Genomic DNA, 24,380 nt, shown 5'->3' with positions numbered 1-24,380 from the left:
GTTTCATGGAAAACAACGTTTTCGATTCCATTAAAATCGGCCTGGCTTCTCCGGAGCAGATCCGCAACTGGAGCTACGGCGAGGTCAAGAAGCCTGAGACCATCAACTACCGCACCCTGAAGCCGGAGCGCGACGGCCTGTACTGCGAGCGCATTTTTGGACCTACCAAGGACTGGGAGTGCCACTGCGGCAAGTACAAGCGCATCCGCTACAAGGGCAAGATCTGCGATCGCTGCGGTGTCGAGGTCACCAAGGCAAAGGTTCGCCGTGAGCGCATGGGCCACATTGAGCTGGCCGCGCCCGTCAGCCACATCTGGTACTTCAAGGGCATCCCCAGCCGCATTGGCCTGATGCTGGACATCAGCCCCCGCCTGCTGGAGAAGGTCCTGTACTTTGCAAGCTATATCGTTACCAATCCTGGTCTGACCCCGCTGGAAAAGAAGCAGCTGCTGACCGAGAAGGAATACCGCGAGATGCGTGAGCGCTACGGCGATGAGTTTGAGGCATCCATGGGTGCTGAGGCCATCCAGGAGCTGCTGAAGGAGATCGATCTGGATCAGCTGAGCGCTGAGCTGACCGCTGAGGTGGAAAAGTCCTCCGGCCAGAAGAAGGTCCGCATCCTGAAGCGTCTGGAGGTCGTTGAGGCATTCCGCATTTCCGGCAACCGCCCCGAGTGGATGGTCATGGATGTGCTGCCCGTGCTGCCCCCCGATCTGCGCCCCATGGTCCAGCTGGACGGCGGCCGTTTTGCCACCTCCGACCTGAACGACCTGTACCGCCGCGTGATCAACCGCAACAACCGTCTGCGCCGCCTGCTGGAGCTGGGTGCTCCCGACATCATCGTGCGCAACGAGAAGCGGATGCTGCAGGAAGCAGTTGACAGCCTGATCGACAACGGCCGCCGCGGCCGCCCGGTCACCGGCCCCAACAACCGTGCCCTGAAGAGCTTGTCCGATCTGCTGAAGGGCAAACAGGGCCGCTTCCGCCAGAACCTGCTGGGCAAGCGTGTTGACTACTCCGGCCGTTCCGTTATCGTCGTCGGCCCTGAGCTGAAGATGGATCAGTGCGGTCTGCCCAAGGAGATGGCTCTGGAGCTGTTCAAGCCCTTCGTGATGAAGGATCTGGTCGAGAAGGGTGTTGCCAACAACATCAAGTCTGCCCGTAAGATGGTCGAGCGTGCAAAGCCCGAGGTCTGGGACAGCCTGGAGACCGTCATCAAGGGCCACCCGGTCCTGCTGAACCGTGCACCTACCCTGCACCGTCTGGGCATTCAGGCATTCAACCCCGTGCTGGTCGAGGGCCGTGCCATCAAGCTGCACCCCCTGGCATGTACCGCATTCAACGCCGACTTCGACGGTGACCAGATGGCAGTTCATCTGCCCCTGGGCGAGGATGCCTGCCGCGAGGCCAAGATGCTGATGCTGGCTTCCGGCAACCTGCTGAAGCCCTCTGACGGCGCACCTGTTACCGTTCCTACTCAGGATATGATCCTGGGCAGCTACTACCTGACCACCGTTCGTGAGAACGAAGAGGGTGCAGGCAAGATCTTCCGTGATGAGAACGAGGCCCTGATGGCCTATGCAGAGCACGTTGTGACCCTGCACGCTCCCATCAAGGTCCGCCGCACCATGGTCATTGATGGTGTGGAGCGCACCGGTCTGGTGGATGCCACCGTCGGCCGGATCATCTTCAATAACCCCGTTCCTCAGAACCTGGGTTATATCGACCGCACCGACCCGGAGCACTGGCTGGAGTATGAGGTCAGCTTCCGCGTGACCAAAAAGACCCTGCCCGACATCATTTCCCGCTGCATGACCCGCAATGGCACCCGTGCCTGCGCAAAGATGCTGGACTCCATCAAGGCTCAGGGCTATAAGTACTCCACCCTGTCTGCAATCTCTGTTGCTGTGTGTGACGCTGTCATTCCTCCGCAGAAGGACGAGCTGATCGCTGACGCGGATAAGCAGGTCTCTCAGGTCAACAAGCTGTTCAACCGCGGCTTGATCTCTGAGAACGAGCGTTACACCCAGACCATCAACATCTGGCAGGCAACCACCGATAAGGTCTCCAAGGCTCTGGCAGCCAACCTGCCCAAGGACAACGAGATCTTTATGATGGCTGATTCCGGTGCGCGTGGTTCTATGAACCAGATCAAGCAGCTGGCCGGCATGCGCGGCCTGCTGGCTAACACCGCAGGTAAGACCATCGAGATGCCCATTCGTGCAAACTACCGCGAAGGTCTGAACATTCTGGAATATTTCGTTTCTGCCCGTGGCGCTCGTAAGGGTCTGGCCGATACCGCTCTGCGTACCGCTGACTCCGGCTACCTGACCCGCCGCATGGTCGATGTCTCTCAGGAAGTCATTGTCCGTGAGATCGACTGCGGCACCACCGACGGCCTGTGGGTCTCTGAGATCCACGAGGGCAAGGAGAAGATCGAGAGCTTCCGTGAGCGTATCATCGGTCGTTACGCCGTGGGCGATGTGATCAACCCCGTCACCGGCGAGGTCATCGTACCTGAGGGCAAGATGATCGACCTGTACGATGCCAACGACATCGAGGCTGCAGGCATCACCAAGCTGAAGATCCGTAGCCTGCTGACCTGCCGCGCCAAGGTGGGTGTCTGCGCACACTGCTACGGCAGCGATATGGCAAACGGTGAGCCCGTCCAGCTGGGCGAGTCCATCGGTGTCATCGCAGCAGAGTCCATCGGCGAGCCCGGTACCCAGCTGACCATGCGTACCTTCCATACCGGCGGTATTGCATCTGCTGAGGATATTACCCAGGGTCTTCCCCGTGTTGAGGAGCTGTTCGAGAGCCGCCGCCCCAAGAGCATGGCCATTATGAGCGAGATCTCCGGTGTTGTCTCTCAGGATGACACCAAGAAGAACGTCGTCATCAAGGTCACCGGCAAGGACGAGAACGGTGCCGAGGTGGTGAAGAGCTACTCCATCCCCTTCACCCAGCATGCACGCGTCATGCCCGGCGATCGTGTGGAGAAGGGCGACATCATCACCCGCGAAGGTGTTCTGTATCCCCAGGATATCCTGGCCATCAAGGGTCTGAGCGATGTGCAGAACTACCTGATCAGCGAGGTCCAGAAGGTCTACCGTCTGCAGGGCGTTGAAATCAACGATAAGCATATCGAGGTCATCGTCCGTCAGATGTGCCGCAAGGTCCGCGTGACCGACTCCGGCTCCTCCGACCTGATCGGTGGTGCACTGGCAAACCGTCTGGAAGTTGAGAACATCAACGCCGAGCTGCAGAAGCGCATTGATGACGGTGAAGAGGGCATCAAGCTGGTCGAGTATCAGCAGGTGCTGCTGGGCATCACCAAGGCTGCCCTGGCAAACGAGTCCTTCCTGTCTGCCGCATCCTTCCAAGAGACCACCCGTGTCCTGACCGAAGCCGCCATCAAGGGCAAGGTTGACCCGCTGGCCGGCCTGAAGGAGAATGTCATCATCGGTAAGCTGATCCCCGCTGGTACCGGTCTGCCGGAGGTGCGTGAGGATCTGAAGCGCCGTGAGCAGGAGCGCGACGAGGCTGTTGCCGCTGAGCTGGCTGCAGCAAACCAGCAGTAAAACTCTGTCTGCCCGGAACTGAATCGATCCATGAGCCGCCTTTCCCTGAACGCAGGGGAGGGCGGCTTTTTTGATTTGAAACTCCCTCCGTCATTGCTTCGCAATGCCACCTCCCTCTGGGAGGGAGGCCTGCCTGGCCCGAAGCAGGGGAAAGGCCCCCTCTGAGAGGGAGCTGTCTGCGCAGCAGACTGAAGGAGTAAAGGAAAAATCAGCGGCTGAGTCCTTCGGCGAATAAAACAAAAAAATATTGGAAAAACTGTTGACATTCCTAATCAAAACGAGTATTATATAACTGTTGCGCGTCCCCATAGGGGAAGTGCGGCTAAAAAGTCGGAAAATATCCGATGTTCACTATTAAGAAAGGAGAAACAAAATGCCTACTTTTAACCAGCTTGTACGCAAAGGCCGTGAGGTCCTGGTTACCAAGAGCACCGCTCCCGCCCTGCAGAAGACTTATAACTCTCAGAAGAAGCAGTACTCTGATCTGAGCAGCCCCCAGAAGCGTGGTGTCTGCACTGCAGTTCGTACCATGACTCCCAAGAAGCCTAACTCTGCTCTGCGTAAGGTTGCTCGTGTCCGCCTCACGAATGGTATCGAGGTCACCTCTTACATTCCCGGTATCGGCCATAACCTGCAGGAGCACTCCGTCGTGCTGATCCGTGGCGGCCGTGTTAAGGACCTGCCCGGTGTGCGTTACCACATCATCCGTGGTACCCTGGATACTCAGGGTGTGGCAGGCCGTAATCAGGCCCGCTCCAAGTACGGCGCAAAGCGTCCTAAGGCCGGTGCTGCAAAGAAGTAATTGAGGACAACCGCCATAAACGGCTTTCCATTATATAAATAACAAGTCCGCATTGTGCGGAGGGTAACGGTTTATGTAAGGTCAGCTCTTTGTGACACAACGGGAGTTTTATTACTTTCGAGTACCGATGATATCATTCTGTGAAGGAGGGAAGAAAGATGCCTAGAAGAGGTAACATTGCTAAGCGCGATGTCTTAGCTGATCCTATTTACAATTCCAAGATGGTCACCCGTCTGGTCAACAGCGTGATGCTGGATGGCAAGAAGGGCGTCGCTCAGAAGATCGTTTACGAGGCTTTCTCCATGATTCAGGAAAAGACCGGCAACGATCCTCTGGAAACTTTCGAGAAGGCGATGGAGAACATCATGCCCAGCCTCGAGTGCAAGACCCGCCGTGTTGGTGGCGCTAACTACCAGGTTCCTCTGGAAGTCAGCCCTGCCCGCCGCGAGACCCTGGGTCTGCGCTGGCTGACCGCTTACAGCCGCAGCCGTGGTGAGAAGACCATGGCCCAGCGTCTGGCCGCCGAGATCATGGATGCTGCCAACAACACTGGTAACGCCGTGAAGAAGCGCGAGGATACCCACAAGATGGCCGAGGCCAACAAGGCTTTCGCTCATTTCCGTTATTGATCTGTTCTGTAGGAGGTTAATTTCATGGCTACACCCAGAGAAGTTTCTCTTCAGATGACGAGAAATATCGGCATTATGGCCCACATTGATGCTGGTAAGACTACGACTACCGAGCGTATTCTGTACTACACCGGCATCAACCACAAGATCGGCGAAGTCCATGATGGCGGCGCTACCATGGACTGGATGGTTCAGGAGCAGGAGCGTGGTATTACCATCACCTCCGCAGCAACCACCTGCTACTGGTCTCATTCTGAGACCCAGAAGGATCCGGTTGCGTTCAAGAAGAACCGTCATCGCATCAACATCATCGACACTCCGGGCCACGTGGACTTTACTGTTGAGGTCCAGCGTTCCCTGCGCGTCCTGGACGGTTCTGTGACCGTTCTGGCTGCTAAGGGCGGTGTCGAGCCTCAGTCTGAGACCGTTTGGCGTCAGGCTGATGAGTACAAAGTCCCCCGCATGGTGTACGTCAACAAGATGGATACCATGGGTGCCGACTTCTTCCGCTGCATCAAGATGCTGCATGATCGTCTGCACGCTAACGGCGTGGCGATCCAGCTGCCCATCGGCCAGGAGGATACCTTCCGTGGTATCGTTGACCTGGTCGATATGAATGCTGAGGTCTACTATGACGACATGGGCAACGATATGCGCACTGAGCCCATCCCTGAGGATATGGTCGAGCAGGCTGAGGAGTACCGCAACATCCTGATCGAGGCTGTTGCCGAGAACGACGAAGTCCTGATGGAGAAGTATCTCGAGGGTGAGGAGATCACCCGCGAGGAGCTGAAGGCTGCCATCCGCAAGGAGACCATTGCCAACACTCTGGTGCCCGTGGTCTGTGGTTCTTCCTACAAGAACCGTGGTGTCCAGAAGCTGCTGGACGCTATCGTGGATTATATGCCCGCTCCTACCGACGTTGAGGACATCAAGGGTGTGAACCCTGAGACCGAAGAGCAGGAGACCCGTCCGTCTTCCGACGACGCTCCTTTCGCAGCTCTGGCCTTCAAGATCGCAACCGATCCGTTCGTTGGTAAGCTGGCCTACTTCCGTGTCTACTCCGGTAAGGTCGAGGCTGGTACTACTGTCTACAACTCCGTGAAGGACGCTAGAGAGCGTATGGGCCGCATCCTGCAGATGCACTCCAACCACCGCAAGGATATCGACTGCTGCTATGCAGGTGATATCGCTGCTGTTGTCGGTCTGAAGAACACCACCACTGGTGATACTCTGTGTGATGAGAATCATCCCATCATTCTGGAGTCCATGAAGTTCCCCGAGCCCGTTATCCGCGTTGCCATCGAGCCTAAGACCAAGGCCGGCAACGAGAAGATGGGCATCGCGCTGGCAAAGCTGGCCGAAGAGGATCCCACCTTCAAGACCTACACTGACGAAGAGACCGGTCAGACCATCATTGCTGGTATGGGTGAGCTCCATCTGGAGATCATCGTTGACCGTCTGCTGCGTGAGTTCAAGGTCGAGGCTAACGTTGGCGCACCTCAGGTCGCTTACCGTGAGACCATCCGCAAGGAGGCCAATCAGGAGACCAAGTACGCACGTCAGTCTGGTGGTAAGGGCCAGTACGGTCATGTTAAGATCAAGATCGAGCCCAACGAGCCCGGCAAGGGTTACGAGTTCGTCAACGCCATCGTTGGCGGTGCCATCCCGAAGGAATACATCCCGGCTATCGACAATGGTATCCAGGGTGCTATGAAGTCCGGCGTTCTGGCTGGCTATCCTGTCGTTGATGTTAAGGTCACCCTGTGGGACGGTTCTTATCACGAGGTCGACTCCTCTGAAATGGCCTTCTCCATTGCAGGTTCTATGGCATTCAAGGATGCTATGCGCAAGGCTGACCCCATCATCACCGAGCCCATCATGAAGGTTGCTGTTATCGTTCCTGATGAGTATCTGGGCGATGTCATCGGCGACCTGAACTCTCGCCGTGGCCAGATCCAGGGCATGGAGGCAATGGCAGGCACTCAGCGTGTCAATGCTTTCGTTCCTCTGGCTCAGATGTTCGGCTACGCCACCGACCTGCGTTCCAAGACCCAGGGCCGTGGCCAGTATGTCATGGAGCCTTCTCACTACGAGCCGGTTCCCAAGAACATTGCCGACCAGATCATTGCTGGCCGCACCAAGGCTTGATTGCCTGAAACAAAGTAAAATTTTGCCGGGGTAGTGTAGCTCCGGCAAAATTTCCTGTAAAAGCACTTGATTTTACAGGACAAATTTAGTAGAATAGTTTTGCAATGCAATTCTGTGTTTGCAGGACTGTTGTAACCAAATTCAATCCGTTTAAGGGAGGATATTCCAATGGCTGAAAAGGCAAAATTTGACCGTTCTAAGCCGCATGTTAACATCGGCACCATCGGTCACGTTGACCACGGCAAGACCACTCTGACCGCCGCTATCACCAAGTATTTGGCACTGAAGGGCGACGCAGACTTCATGGACTATGCCAACATCGATAAGGCTCCCGAGGAGCGCGCTCGTGGTATTACGATCAACTCCGCTCACGTCGAGTACCAGACCGATGCTCGTCACTACGCTCACGTTGACTGCCCGGGCCATGCTGACTACGTTAAGAACATGATCACCGGTGCTGCTCAGATGGACGGCGCTATCCTGGTCGTTGCTGCTACCGATGGTCCCATGCCCCAGACCCGTGAGCACATCCTGCTGGCTCGTCAGGTCGGCGTGCCCTATATCGTTGTCTTTATGAACAAGTGCGATATGGTCGACGACGAGGAGCTGCTGGATCTGGTCGAGATGGAGATCCGTGAGCTGCTGAGCGAGTATGACTTCCCCGGCGACGACACCCCCATCATCCGTGGCTCCGCTCTGAAGGCTCTGGAGTCCACCTCCAAGGATCCTGATGCACCCGAGTATGCTTGCATCAAGGAGCTGATGGACGCTGTTGACAGCTATATCCCCAACCCCGATCGTGAGGAAGACAAGCCCTTCCTGATGCCCATCGAGGATGTCATGACCATTTCCGGCCGTGGTACTGTTGCTACCGGTCGTGTTGAGCGTGGCATTGCTAAGGTTGGCGATGCAATGGAGATCGTTGGCATTAAGCCCGATCGTCTGAGCACCACCATCACTGGCCTGGAGATGTTCCGTAAGTCTCTGGACTTCGCTGAGGCTGGCGATAACATCGGCGCTCTGCTGCGTGGTGTTGACCGTACCCAGATCGAGCGTGGCCAGGTTCTGGCTAAGCCCGGCACTGTCCATCCCCACAAGGTCTTCGAGTCTCAGGTCTACGTTCTGACCAAGGACGAAGGCGGCCGTCACACCCCCTTCTTCTCTAACTATCGTCCTCAGTTCTACTTCCGTACCACTGACGTGACCGGCATCATCACCCTGCCCGAAGGCACCGAGATGTGCATGCCCGGCGATAACGTTCAGATGCACGTTGAGCTGCTGACCCCCGTTGCTATGGAAGAGGGCCTGCGTTTCGCTATCCGTGAGGGTGGCCGTACCGTTGGTTCCGGCGTTGTTGGCAAGATCATTGAGTGATTTTGACCCTTCGCGCCTGTTCTAAGGCAAAAGGTTAAACTTACAAAGAGCCTTCCCATTCCGGAGAGTGGGAAGGCTCTTTTTGCGCTATCAGATCCTCTGCCCGAGATGGCAGGGGATTTTTGTTTTTGCCAAAAAGTGCTTTACAAATAAAGGTTGTTATGATATGCTGACATTAACGATAAAAGATGTCAGAGAATGGAGGACGGCACTATGGCGTTTGACTATAAAAAGGAGTACAAGGAGTTTTATCTTCCACCCAGGAAGCCGGGTATTGTGACTGTTCCGCCGATGAATTTTGTGTCTGTACAGGGCAGGGGAGACCCCAATGAACCAGGTGGGGAATATCAGGCGGTAATGGAGTTGCTGTATGGCATTGCCTTTACCATCAAGATGAGCTACAAGGGAAGCCATAAGATCGACGGTTACTTTGAATATGTTGTCCCACCGTTGGAGGGTTTGTGGCATCAGGAGGGGGTGGACGGTGTGGACTACGCCCACAAAGAATGCTTTGAGTGGACAAGTATGATCCGCCTGCCGGATTTTGTGACCCGGGAAGTGTTCGATTGGGCCGTTCAGGAAGCGACTGCAAAAAAGAAGAAGGATTTTTCCAAAGTGCAGTTCTTCCACTATGTTGAGGGACTTTGTGTGCAGTGTATGCATGTTGGCTCTTATGATACTGAACCGGAGACGCTGGAGCAGATGGATGTTTTTGCGCGGGAACAGGGCTATGAGACTGATTTCACCGGGCACCGTCGCCACCACGAAATTTACCTCAGCGATCCGCGTCGGACAGCACCGGAAAAACTGAAAACAGTACTGCGGCATCCTGTTCGCGTAAAATAAAATCGGGAAAGTTCACAAAGACTGTCGATTTTCGTTGTGAGATGTGCTATACTATATCTATCTGTAAAATTCCATTGGATAGAAAAGGGAGGAGAACATCATGCAGCATGAAACTGTCATCGTGCTGGACTTTGGCGGCCAGTACAATCAGCTGATCGCGCGCCGTGTCCGCGAGAACAATGTCTACTGTGAAATCTATTCCTACAAAACTGACCTGTCGGTCATCAAGGCGAAGAATCCCAAGGGTATCATCTTCACCGGCGGCCCCAACAGCGTCTATCTGGAAGATTCGCCCACCATTGACCCCGAGATCTTCAACTGGGGCATCCCTGTGCTGGGAATCTGCTACGGCAGCCAGCTGATGATGCATCTGCTGGGCGGTCGTGTCTGCCGCGCCCCTGAGCGTGAGTACGGCAAGACCGAGGTCTTTGTGGACAACAGCAGTAAGATGTTCGAGGATGTTCAGCCCTCCACCATCTGCTGGATGAGCCACAACGACTACATCGAGCAGGCAGCCCCCGGCTTCAAGATCACCGCACACACTGTGAACTGCCCTGTGGCTGCTGCAGAGAACGCCGAGAAGGGCCTGTACGCTGTTCAGTTCCACCCGGAAGTGCTCCACACCGCTGAGGGCAAGAAGATGCTCCGCAACTTCGTGTACAACGTCTGTGGCTGCTCCGGCGACTGGAAGATGGACTCTTTCGTGGAGAACAATGTCAAGGCTCTGCGGGAGCGCATTGGCGACGGCAAGGTGCTGTGCGCCCTGTCCGGCGGCGTGGACTCCTCTGTGCTGGCTGCGATGCTGGCAAAGGCCATCGGAAAGCAGCTGACCTGCGTGTTTGTGGATCACGGCCTGCTCCGCAAGAACGAAAAGGAAGAGGTCTGCTCTGTCTTTGGCCCGGGCAATGCCAACGGCTTTGATATCAACTTCATCTGCGTGGATGCCCGCGACCGCTATTTCAGCAAGCTGGCCGGTGTTACCGAGCCCGAGCGCAAGCGTAAGATCATTGGCGAGGAGTTCATCCGCGTCTTTGAGGAGCAGGCAAAGCAGATCGGCAAGGTGGATTTCCTGGCACAGGGCACCATCTATCCTGACGTTGTGGAGAGCGGCCTGGGCGGCGAATCCACTGTCATCAAGAGCCACCACAATGTCGGCGGCCTGCCCGATACCGTGGACTTTAAGGAGCTGGTGGAGCCCCTGCGCAACCTGTTTAAGGATGAGGTGCGTCAGGTTGGCCGTGAGCTGGGCCTGCCTGAGTATCTGGTCAGCCGTCAGCCGTTCCCCGGCCCCGGTCTGGGCATCCGCATCATCGGTGAGGTGACCCCCGAAAAGGTTGCCATCGTGCAGGATGCAGACGCAATCTGGCGTGAGGAGATCGCCAAGGCGGGTCTGGATAAGGAGATCAACCAGTATTACGCCGCTCTGACCAATATGCGCAGCGTCGGCGTGATGGGTGACGAGCGTACCTATGACTACGCTGTGGCCCTGCGTGCTGTGACCACCACCGACTTTATGACGGCTGAGAGCTACAATGTGCCTTGGGATGTTCTGGGCACCGTGACCAGCCGCATCGTCAATGAGGTCAAGCACGTCAACCGTGTGTTCTACGATTGCACCGGTAAGCCGCCTGCCACCATCGAGCTCGAGTAAGCTCTACTTAATCCCATCAAAAACGAGCAGAACCCCTGTCAGTGTGCGCTGACGGGGGTTCTGCGTATATAGGGGCAACTCTTCGGAAATTCCGAAGAGTTCGGAGCAGTTGTTAAGGAATGCTTAATAACTTGGGTGGTCTATCAACTATCCGGGATTTCCGGATGGTTCGAGTTTAGCAGTTGGAACTATTAAGAAAAACTTAATGGTTGGACGTGCCAGAGAAAATAGAATGATACAAAGATATAATTTTAAGTTAAAGCTTCTCGAAAGATACCATGGCAGAAAGAGCATTTCTCATTTTTGCATGGCGATCTGCGGACAGAGCCTTTTCACGAGAGGTGTCGGCGTAGCCGAGGACAAGGATGTTGACCGGTTCAAGGTTGTCGGGAATCTTAAATTCAGCCTTCAGGATGTCCGGCTTGAAATAGCATACCCATACGCTTCCTAAACCTAAGTAGGTGGCTTCCATCATCATGTGGTCGGTAATGATGCTTGCATCAATATCGGTCAGCTTTTTACCATCAAAGGGACGTGTCCAGACCTTATTTGTATCGCTGCAAACGATAATTGCCAGCGGCGCACCATAGATATTTGTGGTCTTTCCAATTTTACGAAGGCCCTCATCACTCTGCACTACAATCAGGTGTTGAGGCTGGCAATTACCACCCGTGGGTGCAACGTGAGCTGCCTCTAAGATGGCATCCAGCTTTTCCTTCTCAACCTTCTGCTTTGTGTAAGCGCGTACACTATACCGTTTCTTTGCAAGTGTCAAAAAATCCATAATGTGATGGTCCTTTCTGGAAGTGTAAATTTGTGTAGGGTCTTGATAATTCAATCGGCCTATGCTATGATTTTATCAGTCGTTTTCAAAAAAGCAAGAACGCACTTTTTTGTTATATACTACCCAAAAAGATAGTGTAGGGAAGAGAAAAATGAAATGTCCAAGTACCTTTAACTGCCCGGTTGAAGCAACCCTCGATTTGATTGGTGGGAAATATAAAGCACTTATTCTGTGGCATTTGATTGATAATACCTTGCGCTTTAATGAGATAGGAAAGTTGATTCCCAAGGCTACGCCTAAAATGCTGACACAGCAGCTCCGGGAGCTTGAAAATGATAACTTAGTTATTCGGAAAGTTTATCCTGTTGTGCCGCCAAAGGTAGAATATTCGCTCAGCGACTTTGGGAGAAGCATCATTCCTATTTTGGATGCGATGTGTAAATGGGGAGAAAACTATCTGGCAGATGCAAGCAAGAAGTAATCCTTAAAAGACAGTTGCATCCTGAACGTAAATACGTTATAATACACACAGAGATTCCACTGGTTGCGTGATACTATCCTGATATAAAAAAAACAGCAAGCCACATCTACCACAGCAATCTCATGGAAAAGTGAACATCCAAAGATAGATACACTAAACAAATTTGCTTAGTAACAATTAAGACATACCGAGCTCGAGTAATGGATCAAAATGCCGAAAGCCTGTATTCATGCGGGTTTTCGGCATTTGTTTTTATCAATGCATAAGGAAAGGGAAAGAAGGGATAGGTTATGCTGCCGACAAGAAAAGAAGCGATGGCATTGCTTCGGGATGGTCTATCAAATAATCCGGGGCCTTGGGGAAAACATTGTTTAACAGCAGCGCATTGTGCAGAAAAAATAGCAGCGGCATGTGGAGATATGGATGCGGAGAAGGCCTATGTTTTAGGCCTACTGCATGATATAGGAAGAAAATTTGGCGTAAGACATCTTGGCCATGTTTCCGATGGGTACGCATATATGATGTGCCTTGGATATGATGAGGCGGCAAAAATCTGTTTGACGCATTCTTTTAACAATCACACGATAAATGAATACATTGGAAAATTTGATGTTTCAGATGAAGAAATGAAAATGATTAAGACTGAATTGGCCAGGACAGTATACGATGATTATGACCGGTTGATTCAATTGTGTGATAGTCTGGCAGGAGCGGAAGGGGTTCTGGATATAGAAGATAGAATGAACGATGTAAAGAAACGGTATGGCTTTTATCCGCAAGACAAGTGGGATTCCAATATGAGATTGAAGCAATACTTTGAGAAGAAAATGAAGAAGGACATCTACCTTGTTTGTGAGAAAGACTCATTTGTGCCGGAAGAGATAGGATGATCGAAGGTCTTGTGAATGGGTTTCCTGATGGGAGACTTTATGCTATAATAGGCAGGCAGCGAGGTGAAGTGTATGAAAAAAACAAGAGATCTGTTCTGGACTTTTTTGAAGATCGGTGCGTTCACATTTGGCGGCGGCTACGCAATGGTGGCCCTGCTGGAACGGGAATTTGTGGAGGACAAGCAGTGGCTGAGCCGGGAGGAATTTCTCGATATGGTCGCCATTGCGGAGTCCACACCGGGCCCTGTGGCGGTGAACAGCGCCACCTATGTGGGGTATAAGATCGAAGGGGCAGAAGGGGCCGCAGCATCCACACTGGCGGTCTGCCTGCCCTCGTTTGTGGTCATCTACCTGATCTCACTGGTGTTTGACCGGTTCTTGCAGCTGTCGGCAGTGGCAAGCGCGTTCCGGGGCATTCAGGTCTGCGTCATCTATCTGATCCTTTCGGCGGGACTGAAGATGCTGAAAAGCCTGTCCGGTACGGCTTTCAACAGGATCATCGTTGCCGGTGTCGTGGCGGCCATGGTGGGCTGCTCGTTGGCGGCGGTGTCCTTCTCGTCCCTCTACTACATCCTGCTCTGCGGGGCGGCAGGGGTGCTGCTCTACCTGTTAAAAAAGCTGCGGAAGGAGGAGAAGGCATGATCTATCTCCAGCTGTTCCTCAATTTTCTGATGATCGGAGCGCTCTCCTTTGGCGGCGGCTACGGGATGATCTCGCTGGTGCGGGAGACCGTGCTGCGTTATAGCTGGCTGACCGAAGCAGAATTCCTGAGTTTTGTCGCCGTTTCCGAGTCCACCCCGGGCCCGCTGGCAATCAATATGGCAACCTTTATCGGTTCATCGCAGGGCGGCTTTCCGGGGGCGCTGATCGCTACGCTGGGGGTGGTGCTGCCCTCGTTCTTCATCATCCTGCTGATCGCGGCGGTGCTGAAAAACCTGATGAAGTATGCGGGCGTGGAAGCCTTTCTTTCCGGTGTGCGGCCCTGTGTGGTGGCCATGATCCTGGCGACCGCGCTGAATATGATGCTCTCCACACTGGGCGGCATCAAGACGCTGGCGGATGGATTTGCACCGGACGTGAGATCGATCCTTGTGTTTGCTGTTTTATGGGCGGTGCATTTTGTCTGGAAGAAGCGGACGCAAAAAGCCCCGTCGCCCATCGGAATGATCCTGCTGGCGGCGGGACTGGGAATCCTGTTCTGGGGCGTATGAGAGATCATCGCCCTTTTTTTGTGGCTCAGTGCTCCACGAATTCGCCGCGTAGGGCGAACATGTGGTCCATAGGGCCGGAGCCTTTGCCCAAATCGAGCATGGCGGACAGGCAGCCTGAAATATATGCCTTGGCCCGCTCAACGGCGGCATCCAGGGGATAGCCCTTTGCCAGATTGGAGGCAATGGCGCTGGACAGGGTGCAGCCGGTGCCGTGGGTGTTGGGGTTGGCGATGCGCTCACCGTGGAACCATTTGCCGCTGCCGTTGCGCCAGAGCAGATCGTCGGCATCGTTCACCTTGTGGCCGCCCTTGCAGAGCACGGCACAGCCGTATTTTTCGCTGATGCACTTTGCAGCGGCCTCCATCCCAGTGGCATCGGTGATGGTCATGCCGGACAAGATTTCAGCCTCCGGAATGTTGGGCGTGACCACCTCGGCCATGGGCAGAAGCTGCCCGGTCAGGATCTGGATGGCGCTGTCCTGCAGCAGCTTGGAGCCGGAGGTGGCCACCATCACGGGATCGACCACGATGTGTTTTGCATCGTACTGGCGCAGCTTTTCGACAATGGTCTCAATGAGCGCAGACGACGATACCATGCCGATCTTGACGGCATCCGGGTAGATATCGGTGAACACCGCATCCAGCTGCTGGGCCAGAAATTCGGGTGTGGTCTCAAAGATGCCGGTCACGCCGGTGGTGTTCTGGGCCGTCAGAGCAGTGATGGCGCTCAGAGCAAACACGCCGTTGGCGGTCATGGTCTTGATGTCGGCCTGAATGCCTGCGCCGCCGCTGGAGTCGCTTCCGGCAATGGTCAATGCTGTTTTCATAAGGAAAATCCCCCTTTTTCCTCTCAGCATAGCACAGTCCGGCGGCATTTGCAAGGAAAACCGGCCCGCCCTCTTTTCTGCCGGAGAAAAGCGTGATAAAATAAGGCAAAAACGAAACTGGGGGAGAATACAATGAACATCACGGTATATTTGGGCGCAAACGAGGGCAATGATCCGGCCCTGAAGCAGGCGGTGCAGGAGCTGGGAAGGTGGATCGGGGAGAGCGGGAACGCGCTGGTGTACGGCGGCTCCCGCTGCGGCCTGATGGGAGAGATCGCCGAAAGCACCCTGAACGCCGGGGGCAAAGTGACCGGCGTGGAGCCGGAGTTTTTCGTGCAGGGAGAGCTGCAGCACGAGGGGCTGACGGAGCTGATCGTGACAAAGGATATGACTGAGCGCAAAACGAAGATGATCGCGCTGGGGGACGCGTTTATTGCATTTCCCGGCGGCACCGGCACACTGGAGGAGATCGCCGAGGTGATGTCCAAGGTGTCGCTCAGGCATCTGGATGCGCCCTGCATCCTCTATAACCTGAACGGTTACTACGATGGCCTGAAAGCCCTGCTTGCCCGGATGATCGAAAAGGGGCTCTCCTCCCCGGAACGCCAGCAGGGGATCTATTTTGTAGAGGATCTGGAGCAGATCAAGGAAATTTTGCAGAAATCGTTTTGAAGATCCTGTTTAGGGTCGCTCTCTGCACACCTCCTGCCGCCCCGGCATAGACCGGGAAAAGGGGGAGTGCGATTTGGAACAGATTTTCCTGACGGCGGCGGTATTGCTGCTGCCGATGCTCTGTACCACAGCCGGTGCGGCGGGGGTGTTCCTGCTGCGGAAGACCGGGGAGCCTGCCACCCGGCGGATGCTCTGCGGCATGGCGGCGGGTATTATGCTGGCAGCCAGTGTATGGAGCCTGCTTTTGCCGGCCATTGAGCGGGCAGAGCAGGGGCCGCTGCCTGCATGGGTCCCGCCTGCTGTGGGCCTGCTGCTGGGAGCGGTGGGACTTTTGCGGCTGGAAACGCTGGCGGGCCGCCTGTTGAACGCCGGGCCGGGCCGCAGTGGGCGGATGGTGCTGGCAGTCACCCTGCACAACCTGCCCGAGGGCATGGTGGTGGGCCTTGCTGCCGCACTGGCCCTGCGGGGAGAATCGGATGCCATCAGCGGGGCGCTGGCCCTTGCGCTGGGCATTGGGCTGCAGAATATTCCCGAGGGAGCTGCGGTCAGTCTGCCGCTGGCGCAGGAGGGCAGGTCTAAGCGCCGCGCCTTTGCGGCGGGGGCTGCCTCCGGGCTTGTGGAGCCGTTGGGGGGCCTGCTGGCCCTTGCACTGGCCGGGTGGGTCAGTGCAGCCCTGCCCTGGCTGATGAGCCTTGCCGCCGGGTGTATGGTCTGTGTGACGGCACAGGAGATGATCCCGGAAGCCGTGGAGGCAGACGAACCGGCGGGAGTCATCAGCGTGGTGGCAGGGTTTGCCCTGATGATGGCGCTGGATGTTGCCCTGTAACGTAAAAAGGAGACCGCGCGGTGCGGTCTCCTTTTTGTCTGTCAGTGCGCTTGTTGTATTTCAGCCTGCAGGGTATCCAGCTGCTCAAAGCTGTACAGCCGGTTCAGCGCTTCTATCAGCTCCTTTTTGGAGAGCCGGGGCGGCAGGCCCAGCGCGTTGAGCAGCTGGTATTTCCGCTCGGCACTGCCCGGGGTGCCGGAAAGCCCCCAGTTGTACAGGTCGGTGTAGGTGATCTGCCGACCCTCCGGGCGGACAGGCGCGGCCCCGGCTTCTGCGCCCAGTGCATCCCGCAGGCATTGCAGGACGATGGCATCGTCCACGCCTTCCACGCCCAGCAGGCCTTCCTTGCCAGGCTGTGGCTTCCGCTTTTCCTTGCCATGGATGGCGGGCACATAGGCCTGCACCACGTTTTCTGCCCCCACCAGATTGGTGATGTAGGTGCGGATGCGGAACCCGGCGGCATCGGAATCGGTGAAGAGGATCAGGCCGTTTTTTTTCGCCAGGGCTTTCAGCAGCTGCTGGCGTTTTTTGTCCTTGTAGATGCCAAAGCCGTCTGTCAGCAGGATCATGGCATCGGTCAGGTGGGAAAGGCGGGCGGCATCGTATTTGCCCTCCACCACCAGCACCCGGTCGGTGTGCAGCAGTTCTCGTTCGCTCATCGTCCGCTCCCCGCCAGCGCAAGGCGGCAGAGCGCTGCTTCCAGCAGGGTCTGCACATCCACGGGCTGGCTCTTCAAACTTTTATCGAGGTCCAGCAGCACCTGCAGGCAGGTCTCCAGCTGGCCCAGCGTGTAATGCGATGCCGTTTCGGCGGAGCGCTTGAGCCGGTAATCGCTGCCCTTGTAGCCAAAATCCTTGAACACGGCGGCGTAGCTCTTCCGTTTGGAAGCACCCAGCTTGACCCGGTACAGGTCTACATAACTGCCAATCATTGCGCCGGTGATGGCAATGGGCTCCTGCTGTAAGCGCAGCAGGGTCTGCAGCTTTTTGCAGGCACCGGTGGCGTTCTTGGCGTTGATCATCCGGATCATCTCAAACACATCCGCTTCAAGGCTCACGGTGCCCATCTCAGCCACCATGGCGGCGGTAACGGTCTGGTAGCCGGAAAGGGCACAGAGCTTGTCTACCTCATTTTCCAGCAGAAAGGGATCCTCGCCGCAGCGCTCCAGCAGAGCTGCGGCAGCGCCCTCAGGCAGGGTGGTATCCTGCGCCTTGGCCCGCTCAATCAGCATCATCTTCAGCTCGTAGGGCTTGGGTTTGGAGAGCTCCTCGACAAAGCCCAGCTTCTTGCATTCAGCAATCAGCTTTTGTGCCCGCTTGCCGGTCTTGAGCTTGCTGCGCTCCAGCTCGAACACACTGCCCAGCACCACCACGGCATTTTCCAGGCTGGCAAGGGTGCTGCACAGTTCCTCCAGATCCTTGTCGCCGTAGGCGGCGGGGTCAAGCTCGGGCAGCACCACCACGCGCCGGGTGCCAAAGAAGGAGATGGTGCCCGCCGCCATGATGAGCTGCTCGATCTCGGGTGCGGCACCGTCCAGCACGGTGGTCTCCTCATCCGTGTCAGCGCTCAGAATCCGGACGGCGGCAGACACTGCCTGCCGGACAAGATACCGCTCGCTGGAATAGAAATAGTAGACCGGACAGCCGCGGTCTGCCAGCTGACGCAGTTTGGCTTCCGTTGCCATGGCGGGGCCCCCTTTCAGAAAAGAATACCTTATAAGTGTACCCACCGGGGCGGGAAATGTCAATGCAGGAGGCAGAAGAAAAAACACGACAGATGTCTTTTATCGCTTCCGCAAACGTGATATACTGAAAGAAAACGGCCTGCGCCGGAACGGAAAGGGAAGAATACGGATGAAACGAGCCTATTACAACTGCATCCTGCTGGACGGCACCGAACAGATGGAGCCGGTGGCGCACAAGATGGTGCTGGTGGACGGGGAGAAGATCACCGCCATCGTGGAGAATACCGCCCCCTGTGAGGGGTATGAGAAGGTGGACCTTAAGGGCGGTTACCTGATGCCGGGCCTCATCAACCTGCATGTCCATCTGGCGGGCAACGGCAAGCCCAGCGCAAAGCCCCGGGATAACGCCGCACTGGTGCGCAGGATCCTGAGCAATGGCCTGACCCGGGCGGTGGCCTACCGGCTGGTGTGTAGTTACGCCAAGCTGGAACTGCTGGGCGGCGTGACCACTATCCGCACCGTGGGCGGTCTGGCAGATTTCGATACCCGCTGCCGGGACGACGCGGCAAAGGGGAAGATCCTGGCTCCCCGCATCCTTGCCGCCAACGAGGGCATTTCGGTGCCCGGCGGGCACATGGCAGGCTCGGTGGCAGTGGCGGCCCACAACAATGCCGAAGCGCTGGCCCAGCTCCGCAGGGCCGATGAACAGGGGATAGACCTGGTCAAGCTGATGATCACGGGCGGTGTGCTGGATGCCACCCAAAAGGGCACCCCCGGCGAGCTGAAGATGAAGCCTGAGATGGTCCGGGCCGTCTGTGATGAAGCCCACAGGCTGGGCTATCCCGTGGCTGCCCACACTGAATCGCCCGAGGGCGTGAAGGTGGCGCTGGAAAACGGCGTGGACTCCATCGAACATGGCGCAAAGATGGATGAGGAGACCATCCGGCTCTACAAGGAGCGGGGTGCTTTCGTCTGCACCACCATCTCCCCGGCGCTGCCTTATGCACTGTTTGACCCGGCCATTTCCGGCGCTTCCGAGAAGGACCAGTACAATGGCAGGATCGTCTTTGACGGCGTGGTGGAGAGTGCCAGAACGGCCCTTGCCAACGGCATTCCGGTGGGGCTGGGCAATGACGTGGGCTGCCCCTATATCACCCAGTATGATTTCTGGCGGGAGCTGTGCTACTTCCACAAATACTGCGGCGTGAGCAGCCAGTTTGCCCTCCACACGGCTACCCTGCGCAATGCCCGGCTGGCCGGTGTAGGGGATGTGACCGGCTCCATTGAAGCGGGGAAGAGCGCTGATTTCATCGTGACCCGGAAGAACCCGCTGGACGACCTGACTGCCCTGCGCCAGCTGGAGCTGGTGGTCTGCCGCGGCCGTGCCGTGCACAAGCCCGCTCCCAAGCGGAACAAAACGGTGGATGCCCTGCTTGACCCGTATCTGGCATAAATGCTATAATATCCTTAAATTCCGTCCGTGCCAGAGCGGGCGCTGAAAGGATGAAACGCTTACGAAACGTCCCAAGCTAACATTGCAGCTGCAATACAATTCGCCGGTGATCCTGACCTTTTTTCTGCTTTCCCTGGGGGCTTTGTTCCTGGGGCAGTGGACAGGCGGCTGGACCACAAAGCACTTGTTCTGCGTCTATCGCGGTTCTCTGAAAGACCCGCTGTTTTACATCCGGCTCTTCGGCCATGTGCTGGGCCATGCCAGCTGGGATCATTTCCTGAACAATATGCTCCTGCTGCTGGTCATCGGCCCGCCGATGGAAGAAAAATATGGCAGCGGCCCCCTGCTCAAGGGCATCCTGCTCACGGCGCTCATCTCGGGTGTTCTGCAGTGTGTGCTCTTCCCCCATACCGCCCTGCTGGGGGCCTCGGGCATCGTGTTCATGCTCATCATGCTGGCATCGCTGTCGGGCTTCTCCGGCGGCATCCCGGTGACCATGCTGCTGGTGGCGGCACTGTATCTGGGCCAGCAGGTGTATGATATCATCTTTGCCCACGATAATGTGGCGAACTTCATGCACATCGTGGGCGGTGTGTGCGGCACAGCCTTTGGGTATGTGTATGCCGTGCTGCCCCGGAAACGCAGGAGACCGGCTGCCAGAAAAAAGCGATGATCAACAAACGACCCCGGAAAGCGTGACAGCAGCTTTCCGGGGTCGTTTTATGGGTTATAATTCGTTCAGGACCCGCCGCGCGGCACGGATGGTCTCCTCGCTGGTCTGCCAGACCTCAAACTCGGAGAAGCCGGGCAGACCCATGGGAACACCTTCCCGCCGGAAGGTCATCCGGCTGTCCAGTACCTGCTTGCCGGACATGTGGAAGGCGTGCGCGCCTGCCTCAGCTGCCAGAGCAGGAAGATTGGCCGGGGTCACGCCCGCCCCCACCAGGATCTCAAGGTCAGGTCCGGCGGCTTCCACCAGCCGACGGAGCAGGGAAGCGCCTGCCGGGGCGCTGGCGGCCTGCCCGCTGGTCAGGATGGTGCCAAGGTTCAGCGCTTTGGCCACTTCCAGCGCCGCAAAGGGGTCTTTGCAGACATCAAAGGCGCGATGCAGGGTGCAGACGATCGGACGGCCAGCGGCCTTTGCCGCGGCCCGGGCGGCTGCGTAGATGGGGCGCAGTGCGTCCACGTCCAGTTCCCCCTCCGGGGTCAGCACACCGGTCACAATGCCGTCTGCACCCGCCTGAACCAGCTCAGCGGCGGTCTCGGCCATCTGGGCAAGCTCATAGCGGTCGTAGCAGAAATCACCGAACCGGGGCCGCAGCAGGGCACGCACCGGCAGGCCGGTCTCGGCCTTGACCTGCCGCACCAGCGCAAGGCTGGGCGTGGTGCCGCCGATGATCAGGTCGGCGCACAGCTCCAGCCGGTCGGCCCCGCCCCGCTTTGCCGCAAGGGCGCTTGCGACACTGTCTACACAAACTTCTAAAGTATAGGGCATAAAAACCTCCCGGGAAGCAGGCCAGCGGGCGATGAAATGGACTGCAACAACAGCGACCGCCGCCAGTGGCGGATGTAGGAAGCTGTTGTTGGGGCCGCGGCCAGCAGGATGCGAGTGCAATTGCACGAAGCAGACGCTGGGAGCCGCAACCCGTACTCACTTGCGTGGGGAATCACCGCCGGCCTGTGGTGGTTACTTTACACTTTCGAGGAACCGCACGAAACCTGCGCGGCCGGCTTCATCCAGCTTGTAGACACCGGCATCTGCCAGCACCTGCGCGAACACCTGGCCTACCTCATCCTGCAGGATCAGGTGGACGCTGTCGCTGTTCAGCTCAGGATGGCGGGCCAGGATCTCCTGTGCCCATGCGGCGTGCTTCTGCAGGGCTTCGGGGTACTGCTCGGCAGGCACCCGGGCCACCAGCATATCTGCCAGATCGAACAGCTCCTGCTTCAGGCGGCTGGGAAGGACTGCCAGACCCATGACCTCGATCAGGCCGATGTTCTCCTTTTTGATGTGGTGGAGCTTTGCGTGGGGATGGTAGACCCCCAGCGGGTGCTCCGGGGTGGTGATGTTGTTGCGCAGGACCAGATCCAGCTGATATCTGCCATCCCGCACCCGGGCAATGGGGGTGATGGTGTTGTGGGGCTCGCCGTCCGTCTCGGCAAAGATGAAGCTTGCCTCATCGGTATAGCCGCGCCATGCGGTCAGGATCTTGTCGGCCAGCTCCACCAGACGCTCGTCATCCGCACAGGTCAGGCGGATGCAGCTCATGGGCCAGTGGACGATGCCGGCTTCCACATCCTCAAAGCCGGGGAATACCCAGCTCTTCTCGATGGGGGCTTTGGCCATGGCGAACTCGTAGTGGCCGCCCTGGAAGTGGTCGTGGCTCAGGATGCTGCCGCCCACAATGGGCAGGTCTGCATTGCTGCCCACGAAATAGTGGGGGAACAGGCCCACGAAGTCCAGCAGCTTGCGGAAGGTGGCCCGCTCGATCTTCATGGGGGTGTGCTGGCTGTTGAACACGATGCAGTGCTCGTTGTAGTAGACATAGGGGCTGTACTGCAGATTCCATGCGCTGCCGTTGATGGTCAGCGGGATGATGCGGTGGTTTTCGCGGGCGGGATGGTTCATCCGGCCTGCATAGCCCTCGTTCTCCACGCAGAGCTGGCACTTGGGGTAGGCGCTCTGGGGGGCCAGCTTGGCGGCGGCAATGGCCTTGGGGTCTTTTTCCGGCTTCGAGAGGTTGATGGTGATATCCAGATCGCCGTAGGGGGTCTTGGTGACCCACTTCACGTCCCGCTTGATGCGGTAGCGGCGGATGTAATCGGTGTCCTGGCTGAATTCATAGAACCAGTCGGTGGCGGCCTGGGGGCCCTCTTCCTCGTACCGCTCCTCAAAGTTGGCGCGGACAATGGAGGGGCGCGGGGTCAGCACGCCCATCAGTTTGGTGTCAAACAGGTCGCGGGCGGTGGAATTGTCCTCACACACGCCCCGGGCCACGGCATCGTCCACCAGCGTTTTCAGGATGCTCTCGAGGTCGGTGTAGCAGATATCCCCCTCAGGCTCGGCAAAGCTGTTCAGCTGCATGGTCATCAGCAGCTGATTGCGGATGTAGATCTCGTCATCGGGCAGGATGAGCCCGGTGTCCAGCCCATAGTTGACGAGCTGTTGAATGGCAGTAGAGATCACAGCACGGCACCTCCTTCCGGACGGATGGAGAGGATGTGGCACTTGCCTGCGCCCAGAATGGCCTCCATCTCAGCCTTGAAGGCATCCAGCTTCTCCAGCGGTACAAAGGCCTGCACGGTGCCGGCAAAGCCGCCGCCGTGAACGCGGACAGCGCCCGCGCCGTTCAGGAAATGCTTTGCGGCGGCAATGGTCACAGCCACTTCCTGATGCTCCTTGTACCCGGCAGGGATGACGTTCTGCAGGTATTCCCAGCTGCTGGTGCCGGATTCGTTGACCAGCTGCAGGAAGGTCTCAAAATCACCGGCGCGCAGGGCGTTTACCTGCCGGGCAACGCGCTGGTTGTCGGCGTAGATGTGGAAAGCCCGGAGCACGGCACGGTCGCCGCACTGTTTGCGGCATGCGGGCAGATTTGCAATAAAGGTCTCAAAGGGCACATCCCGCAGGACTTCGCCGCCGCAGACAGCGGCTACGGCGCGGCACTCGTTGGGAATGGCGGCGTACTCATCGGTCAGGTCGGCGTGGTCTGCACCGGAATCCAGGATGCAGAGGGCAAGGCCGGCCTGAGAGAAATCCACCTGCACCGGCTCCACATCGGGGTGGGCAGGATCGGCAAAGTCGATGGTGATAATGTTGCCCACGCTGGAGGCCATCTGATCCATCAGGCCGCAGGGCTTGCCAAAGTAGACGTTCTCTGCCCACTGGCCGATCTGCGCAATGGCAATGGGGGAGACCTTTTCGGCCATGAAGCGGTCATTCAGGATGACACCGATCAGCACCTCAAAGGCGGCAGAGGACGAAACGCCGCTGCCCTTGGGCACATTGGAGGAGATATACACATCCAGGCCGGAGAGGGCAGCACCCCGCTCCTTGAAGGCCTCGCACTCGCCCCGCAGCAGGGCCATGGTGGTGTTCTCTTCCTCCTTGCGGGCAGCAAGGTCGCCAAGGTCGATGACGCAGAGGTCATAGCCCTCGCTCTGCACACGCAGCTGGTTCAGGCCGTTGGGGGCAGCGGCAGCGATCATGTCAATGTTCACGCTGCCGGCCAGCACCCGGCCATGCTGGTGGTCGGTGTGGTTGCCGCCGATCTCGGTGCGGCCCGGGGCGCTGTACAGTCCGGCCTCGGTGTGGGCACCAAAGGTAGCTTCCAGCCCGTCCAGCACTGCCGCATAGCGTGCGGCGTGGGCAGCGGTCTGCTCCGGCGAACAGCAGTAGAGGGAGGCCAGCCGGGCGGTATGGGTGCCGCCCGCCAGCTCCTGCTTCCAGACAGAAATAGGCTTCATCATGGCGCGTTCCTCCTTGTATAGGTGAATGATTCTTCAAAGGGCCAGGGCC

Annotated in this window: 22 protein-coding genes; 15 read left to right on the top strand and 7 right to left on the bottom strand. The window is 57.2% G+C overall.

Annotation, left to right across the window (positions count from 1 at the left end):
* Positions 1 to 5 precede the first annotated feature (5 nt).
* From rpoC to guaA, 7 genes are all read left to right on the top strand, one after another.
* A complete protein-coding gene (gene rpoC, locus ACKXGA_RS04105; protein ID WP_005930560.1) occupies positions 6 to 3,581 on the top strand; it encodes a DNA-directed RNA polymerase subunit beta' in 3,576 nt (1,191 codons plus the stop codon).
* 373 nt (positions 3,582 to 3,954) lie between these two features.
* The gene (rpsL, locus tag ACKXGA_RS04100) at positions 3,955 to 4,383 is read left to right on the top strand and encodes a 30S ribosomal protein S12 (RefSeq protein ID WP_005930554.1); all 429 of its coding nucleotides are present in this window, start codon (positions 3,955 to 3,957) and stop codon (positions 4,381 to 4,383) included.
* Positions 4,384 to 4,541: 158 nt separating this feature from the next.
* The gene (gene rpsG, locus ACKXGA_RS04095; protein WP_005930552.1) at positions 4,542 to 5,012 is read left to right on the top strand and encodes a 30S ribosomal protein S7; all 471 of its coding nucleotides are present in this window, start codon (positions 4,542 to 4,544) and stop codon (positions 5,010 to 5,012) included.
* A gap of 24 nt (positions 5,013 to 5,036) precedes the next feature.
* Entirely contained in the window at positions 5,037 to 7,163 is a 2,127-nt protein-coding gene (gene fusA / locus ACKXGA_RS04090; RefSeq protein WP_097773654.1) for an elongation factor G, read from the top strand.
* 168 nt (positions 7,164 to 7,331) lie between these two features.
* Positions 7,332 to 8,537 carry an elongation factor Tu gene (tuf, locus tag ACKXGA_RS04085; protein ID WP_005930548.1) on the top strand — a complete coding sequence of 402 codons (1,206 nt, stop codon included), beginning with the start codon at positions 7,332 to 7,334 and terminating at the stop codon, positions 8,535 to 8,537.
* A 213-nt stretch (positions 8,538 to 8,750) separates the two neighbouring features.
* Entirely contained in the window at positions 8,751 to 9,383 is a 633-nt protein-coding gene (locus ACKXGA_RS04080; protein WP_423730138.1) for a GyrI-like domain-containing protein, read from the top strand.
* Positions 9,384 to 9,483: 100 nt separating this feature from the next.
* A complete protein-coding gene (gene guaA / locus ACKXGA_RS04075) occupies positions 9,484 to 11,034 on the top strand; it encodes a glutamine-hydrolyzing GMP synthase (protein ID WP_156058318.1) in 1,551 nt (516 codons plus the stop codon).
* Positions 11,035 to 11,290: 256 nt separating this feature from the next.
* Here the strand turns inward: guaA and ACKXGA_RS04070 are convergent, their stop codons facing one another.
* Entirely contained in the window at positions 11,291 to 11,818 is a 528-nt protein-coding gene (locus tag ACKXGA_RS04070; protein WP_117476889.1) for a nitroreductase family protein, read from the bottom strand.
* A 151-nt stretch (positions 11,819 to 11,969) separates the two neighbouring features.
* Between ACKXGA_RS04070 and ACKXGA_RS04065 the strand changes: the two genes are divergently transcribed.
* The 4 genes from ACKXGA_RS04065 (at position 11,970) to ACKXGA_RS04050 (ending at position 14,400) form a co-directional block, all read left to right on the top strand.
* The gene (locus ACKXGA_RS04065; RefSeq protein WP_117476890.1) at positions 11,970 to 12,299 is read left to right on the top strand and encodes a winged helix-turn-helix transcriptional regulator; all 330 of its coding nucleotides are present in this window, start codon (positions 11,970 to 11,972) and stop codon (positions 12,297 to 12,299) included.
* A gap of 290 nt (positions 12,300 to 12,589) precedes the next feature.
* Positions 12,590 to 13,189, top strand: coding sequence for an HD domain-containing protein (locus ACKXGA_RS04060; protein WP_117533312.1), 600 nt, complete (start codon positions 12,590 to 12,592; stop codon positions 13,187 to 13,189).
* A 72-nt stretch (positions 13,190 to 13,261) separates the two neighbouring features.
* Positions 13,262 to 13,831 (top strand): chromate transporter, encoded by a 570-nt coding sequence (locus tag ACKXGA_RS04055; protein ID WP_156064230.1) that lies wholly within the window; start codon positions 13,262 to 13,264, stop codon positions 13,829 to 13,831.
* A complete protein-coding gene (locus tag ACKXGA_RS04050; RefSeq protein ID WP_423730137.1) occupies positions 13,828 to 14,400 on the top strand; it encodes a chromate transporter in 573 nt (190 codons plus the stop codon). Before ACKXGA_RS04055 ends, ACKXGA_RS04050 begins: the two co-directional genes overlap by 4 nt.
* A 25-nt stretch (positions 14,401 to 14,425) precedes the next feature.
* Here the strand turns inward: ACKXGA_RS04050 and thiD are convergent, their stop codons facing one another.
* On the bottom strand, positions 14,426 to 15,226 hold the full coding sequence (thiD, locus tag ACKXGA_RS04045) for a bifunctional hydroxymethylpyrimidine kinase/phosphomethylpyrimidine kinase (RefSeq protein WP_223383992.1): 801 nt from the start codon (positions 15,224 to 15,226) through the stop codon (positions 14,426 to 14,428).
* 132 nt (positions 15,227 to 15,358) lie between these two features.
* Here thiD and ACKXGA_RS04040 point away from each other — a divergent pair, with 132 nt between their 5' ends.
* Positions 15,359 to 15,898, top strand: a complete 540-nt coding sequence (locus ACKXGA_RS04040; RefSeq protein ID WP_223383991.1) for a TIGR00730 family Rossman fold protein — start codon at positions 15,359 to 15,361, stop codon at positions 15,896 to 15,898.
* Positions 15,899 to 15,971: 73 nt separating this feature from the next.
* A complete protein-coding gene (locus ACKXGA_RS04035; RefSeq protein WP_423730136.1) occupies positions 15,972 to 16,724 on the top strand; it encodes a ZIP family metal transporter in 753 nt (250 codons plus the stop codon).
* A gap of 41 nt (positions 16,725 to 16,765) precedes the next feature.
* On the opposite strand, the gene ACKXGA_RS04030 is transcribed toward ACKXGA_RS04035, so the two are convergent.
* Positions 16,766 to 17,383: a toprim domain-containing protein gene (locus ACKXGA_RS04030; protein WP_423730135.1), complete on the bottom strand. Its 618-nt coding sequence runs from the start codon at positions 17,381 to 17,383 to the stop codon at positions 16,766 to 16,768.
* Complete coding sequence (gene holA / locus ACKXGA_RS04025; RefSeq protein ID WP_423730134.1) at positions 17,380 to 18,408, bottom strand: DNA polymerase III subunit delta; 1,029 nt, start codon at positions 18,406 to 18,408, stop codon at positions 17,380 to 17,382. Before holA ends, ACKXGA_RS04030 begins: the two co-directional genes overlap by 4 nt.
* A 169-nt stretch (positions 18,409 to 18,577) precedes the next feature.
* On the opposite strand from holA, the gene ACKXGA_RS04020 reads away from it, so the two are divergent.
* The gene (locus tag ACKXGA_RS04020) at positions 18,578 to 19,861 is read left to right on the top strand and encodes an amidohydrolase family protein (protein ID WP_423730133.1); all 1,284 of its coding nucleotides are present in this window, start codon (positions 18,578 to 18,580) and stop codon (positions 19,859 to 19,861) included.
* Between the two features lie 82 nt (positions 19,862 to 19,943).
* Positions 19,944 to 20,534 carry a rhomboid family intramembrane serine protease gene (locus tag ACKXGA_RS04015; RefSeq protein ID WP_423730132.1) on the top strand — a complete coding sequence of 197 codons (591 nt, stop codon included), beginning with the start codon at positions 19,944 to 19,946 and terminating at the stop codon, positions 20,532 to 20,534.
* A gap of 54 nt (positions 20,535 to 20,588) precedes the next feature.
* Here ACKXGA_RS04015 and ACKXGA_RS04010 read toward each other — a convergent pair whose 3' ends face one another.
* From ACKXGA_RS04010 to ACKXGA_RS04000, 3 genes are all read right to left on the bottom strand, one after another.
* The gene (locus ACKXGA_RS04010) at positions 20,589 to 21,356 is read right to left on the bottom strand and encodes a copper homeostasis protein CutC (protein ID WP_423730131.1); all 768 of its coding nucleotides are present in this window, start codon (positions 21,354 to 21,356) and stop codon (positions 20,589 to 20,591) included.
* Positions 21,357 to 21,548: 192 nt separating this feature from the next.
* Positions 21,549 to 23,048 (bottom strand): UDP-glucose--hexose-1-phosphate uridylyltransferase, encoded by a 1,500-nt coding sequence (gene galT, locus ACKXGA_RS04005; protein ID WP_423730130.1) that lies wholly within the window; start codon positions 23,046 to 23,048, stop codon positions 21,549 to 21,551.
* Positions 23,045 to 24,331, bottom strand: a complete 1,287-nt coding sequence (locus ACKXGA_RS04000) for a galactokinase (protein WP_156058302.1) — start codon at positions 24,329 to 24,331, stop codon at positions 23,045 to 23,047. The genes galT and ACKXGA_RS04000 overlap by 4 nt, the downstream gene beginning before the upstream one ends.
* Positions 24,332 to 24,380 lie beyond the last annotated feature (49 nt).

Source organism: Faecalibacterium hominis (ex Afrizal et al. 2022) (assembly GCF_049545105.1).
GTDB classification, from domain to species: Bacteria; Bacillota; Clostridia; order Oscillospirales; family Ruminococcaceae; genus Faecalibacterium; species Faecalibacterium duncaniae.
This window is presented reverse-complemented; position numbering and strand designations above follow the sequence as displayed.

Bases quoted from the DNA above. Each gene is read 5' to 3' on its own strand.
- rpoC (WP_005930560.1), top strand. From the start codon at position 6: ATGGAAAACAACGTTTTCGATTCCATTAAAATCGGCCTGGCTTCTCCG.
- rpsL (WP_005930554.1), top strand. From the start codon at position 3,955: ATGCCTACTTTTAACCAGCTTGTACGCAAAGGCCGTGAGGTCCTGGTT.
- rpsG (WP_005930552.1), top strand. From the start codon at position 4,542: ATGCCTAGAAGAGGTAACATTGCTAAGCGCGATGTCTTAGCTGATCCT.
- fusA (WP_097773654.1), top strand. From the start codon at position 5,037: ATGGCTACACCCAGAGAAGTTTCTCTTCAGATGACGAGAAATATCGGC.
- tuf (WP_005930548.1), top strand. From the start codon at position 7,332: ATGGCTGAAAAGGCAAAATTTGACCGTTCTAAGCCGCATGTTAACATC.
- ACKXGA_RS04080 (WP_423730138.1), top strand. From the start codon at position 8,751: ATGGCGTTTGACTATAAAAAGGAGTACAAGGAGTTTTATCTTCCACCC.
- guaA (WP_156058318.1), top strand. From the start codon at position 9,484: ATGCAGCATGAAACTGTCATCGTGCTGGACTTTGGCGGCCAGTACAAT.
- ACKXGA_RS04070 (WP_117476889.1), bottom strand. From the start codon at position 11,818: ATGGATTTTTTGACACTTGCAAAGAAACGGTATAGTGTACGCGCTTAC.
- ACKXGA_RS04065 (WP_117476890.1), top strand. From the start codon at position 11,970: ATGAAATGTCCAAGTACCTTTAACTGCCCGGTTGAAGCAACCCTCGAT.
- ACKXGA_RS04060 (WP_117533312.1), top strand. From the start codon at position 12,590: ATGCTGCCGACAAGAAAAGAAGCGATGGCATTGCTTCGGGATGGTCTA.
- ACKXGA_RS04055 (WP_156064230.1), top strand. From the start codon at position 13,262: ATGAAAAAAACAAGAGATCTGTTCTGGACTTTTTTGAAGATCGGTGCG.
- ACKXGA_RS04050 (WP_423730137.1), top strand. From the start codon at position 13,828: ATGATCTATCTCCAGCTGTTCCTCAATTTTCTGATGATCGGAGCGCTC.
- thiD (WP_223383992.1), bottom strand. From the start codon at position 15,226: ATGAAAACAGCATTGACCATTGCCGGAAGCGACTCCAGCGGCGGCGCA.
- ACKXGA_RS04040 (WP_223383991.1), top strand. From the start codon at position 15,359: ATGAACATCACGGTATATTTGGGCGCAAACGAGGGCAATGATCCGGCC.
- ACKXGA_RS04030 (WP_423730135.1), bottom strand. From the start codon at position 17,383: ATGAGCGAACGAGAACTGCTGCACACCGACCGGGTGCTGGTGGTGGAG.
- holA (WP_423730134.1), bottom strand. From the start codon at position 18,408: ATGGCAACGGAAGCCAAACTGCGTCAGCTGGCAGACCGCGGCTGTCCG.
- ACKXGA_RS04020 (WP_423730133.1), top strand. From the start codon at position 18,578: ATGAAACGAGCCTATTACAACTGCATCCTGCTGGACGGCACCGAACAG.
- ACKXGA_RS04010 (WP_423730131.1), bottom strand. From the start codon at position 21,356: ATGCCCTATACTTTAGAAGTTTGTGTAGACAGTGTCGCAAGCGCCCTT.
- ACKXGA_RS04000 (WP_156058302.1), bottom strand. From the start codon at position 24,331: ATGATGAAGCCTATTTCTGTCTGGAAGCAGGAGCTGGCGGGCGGCACC.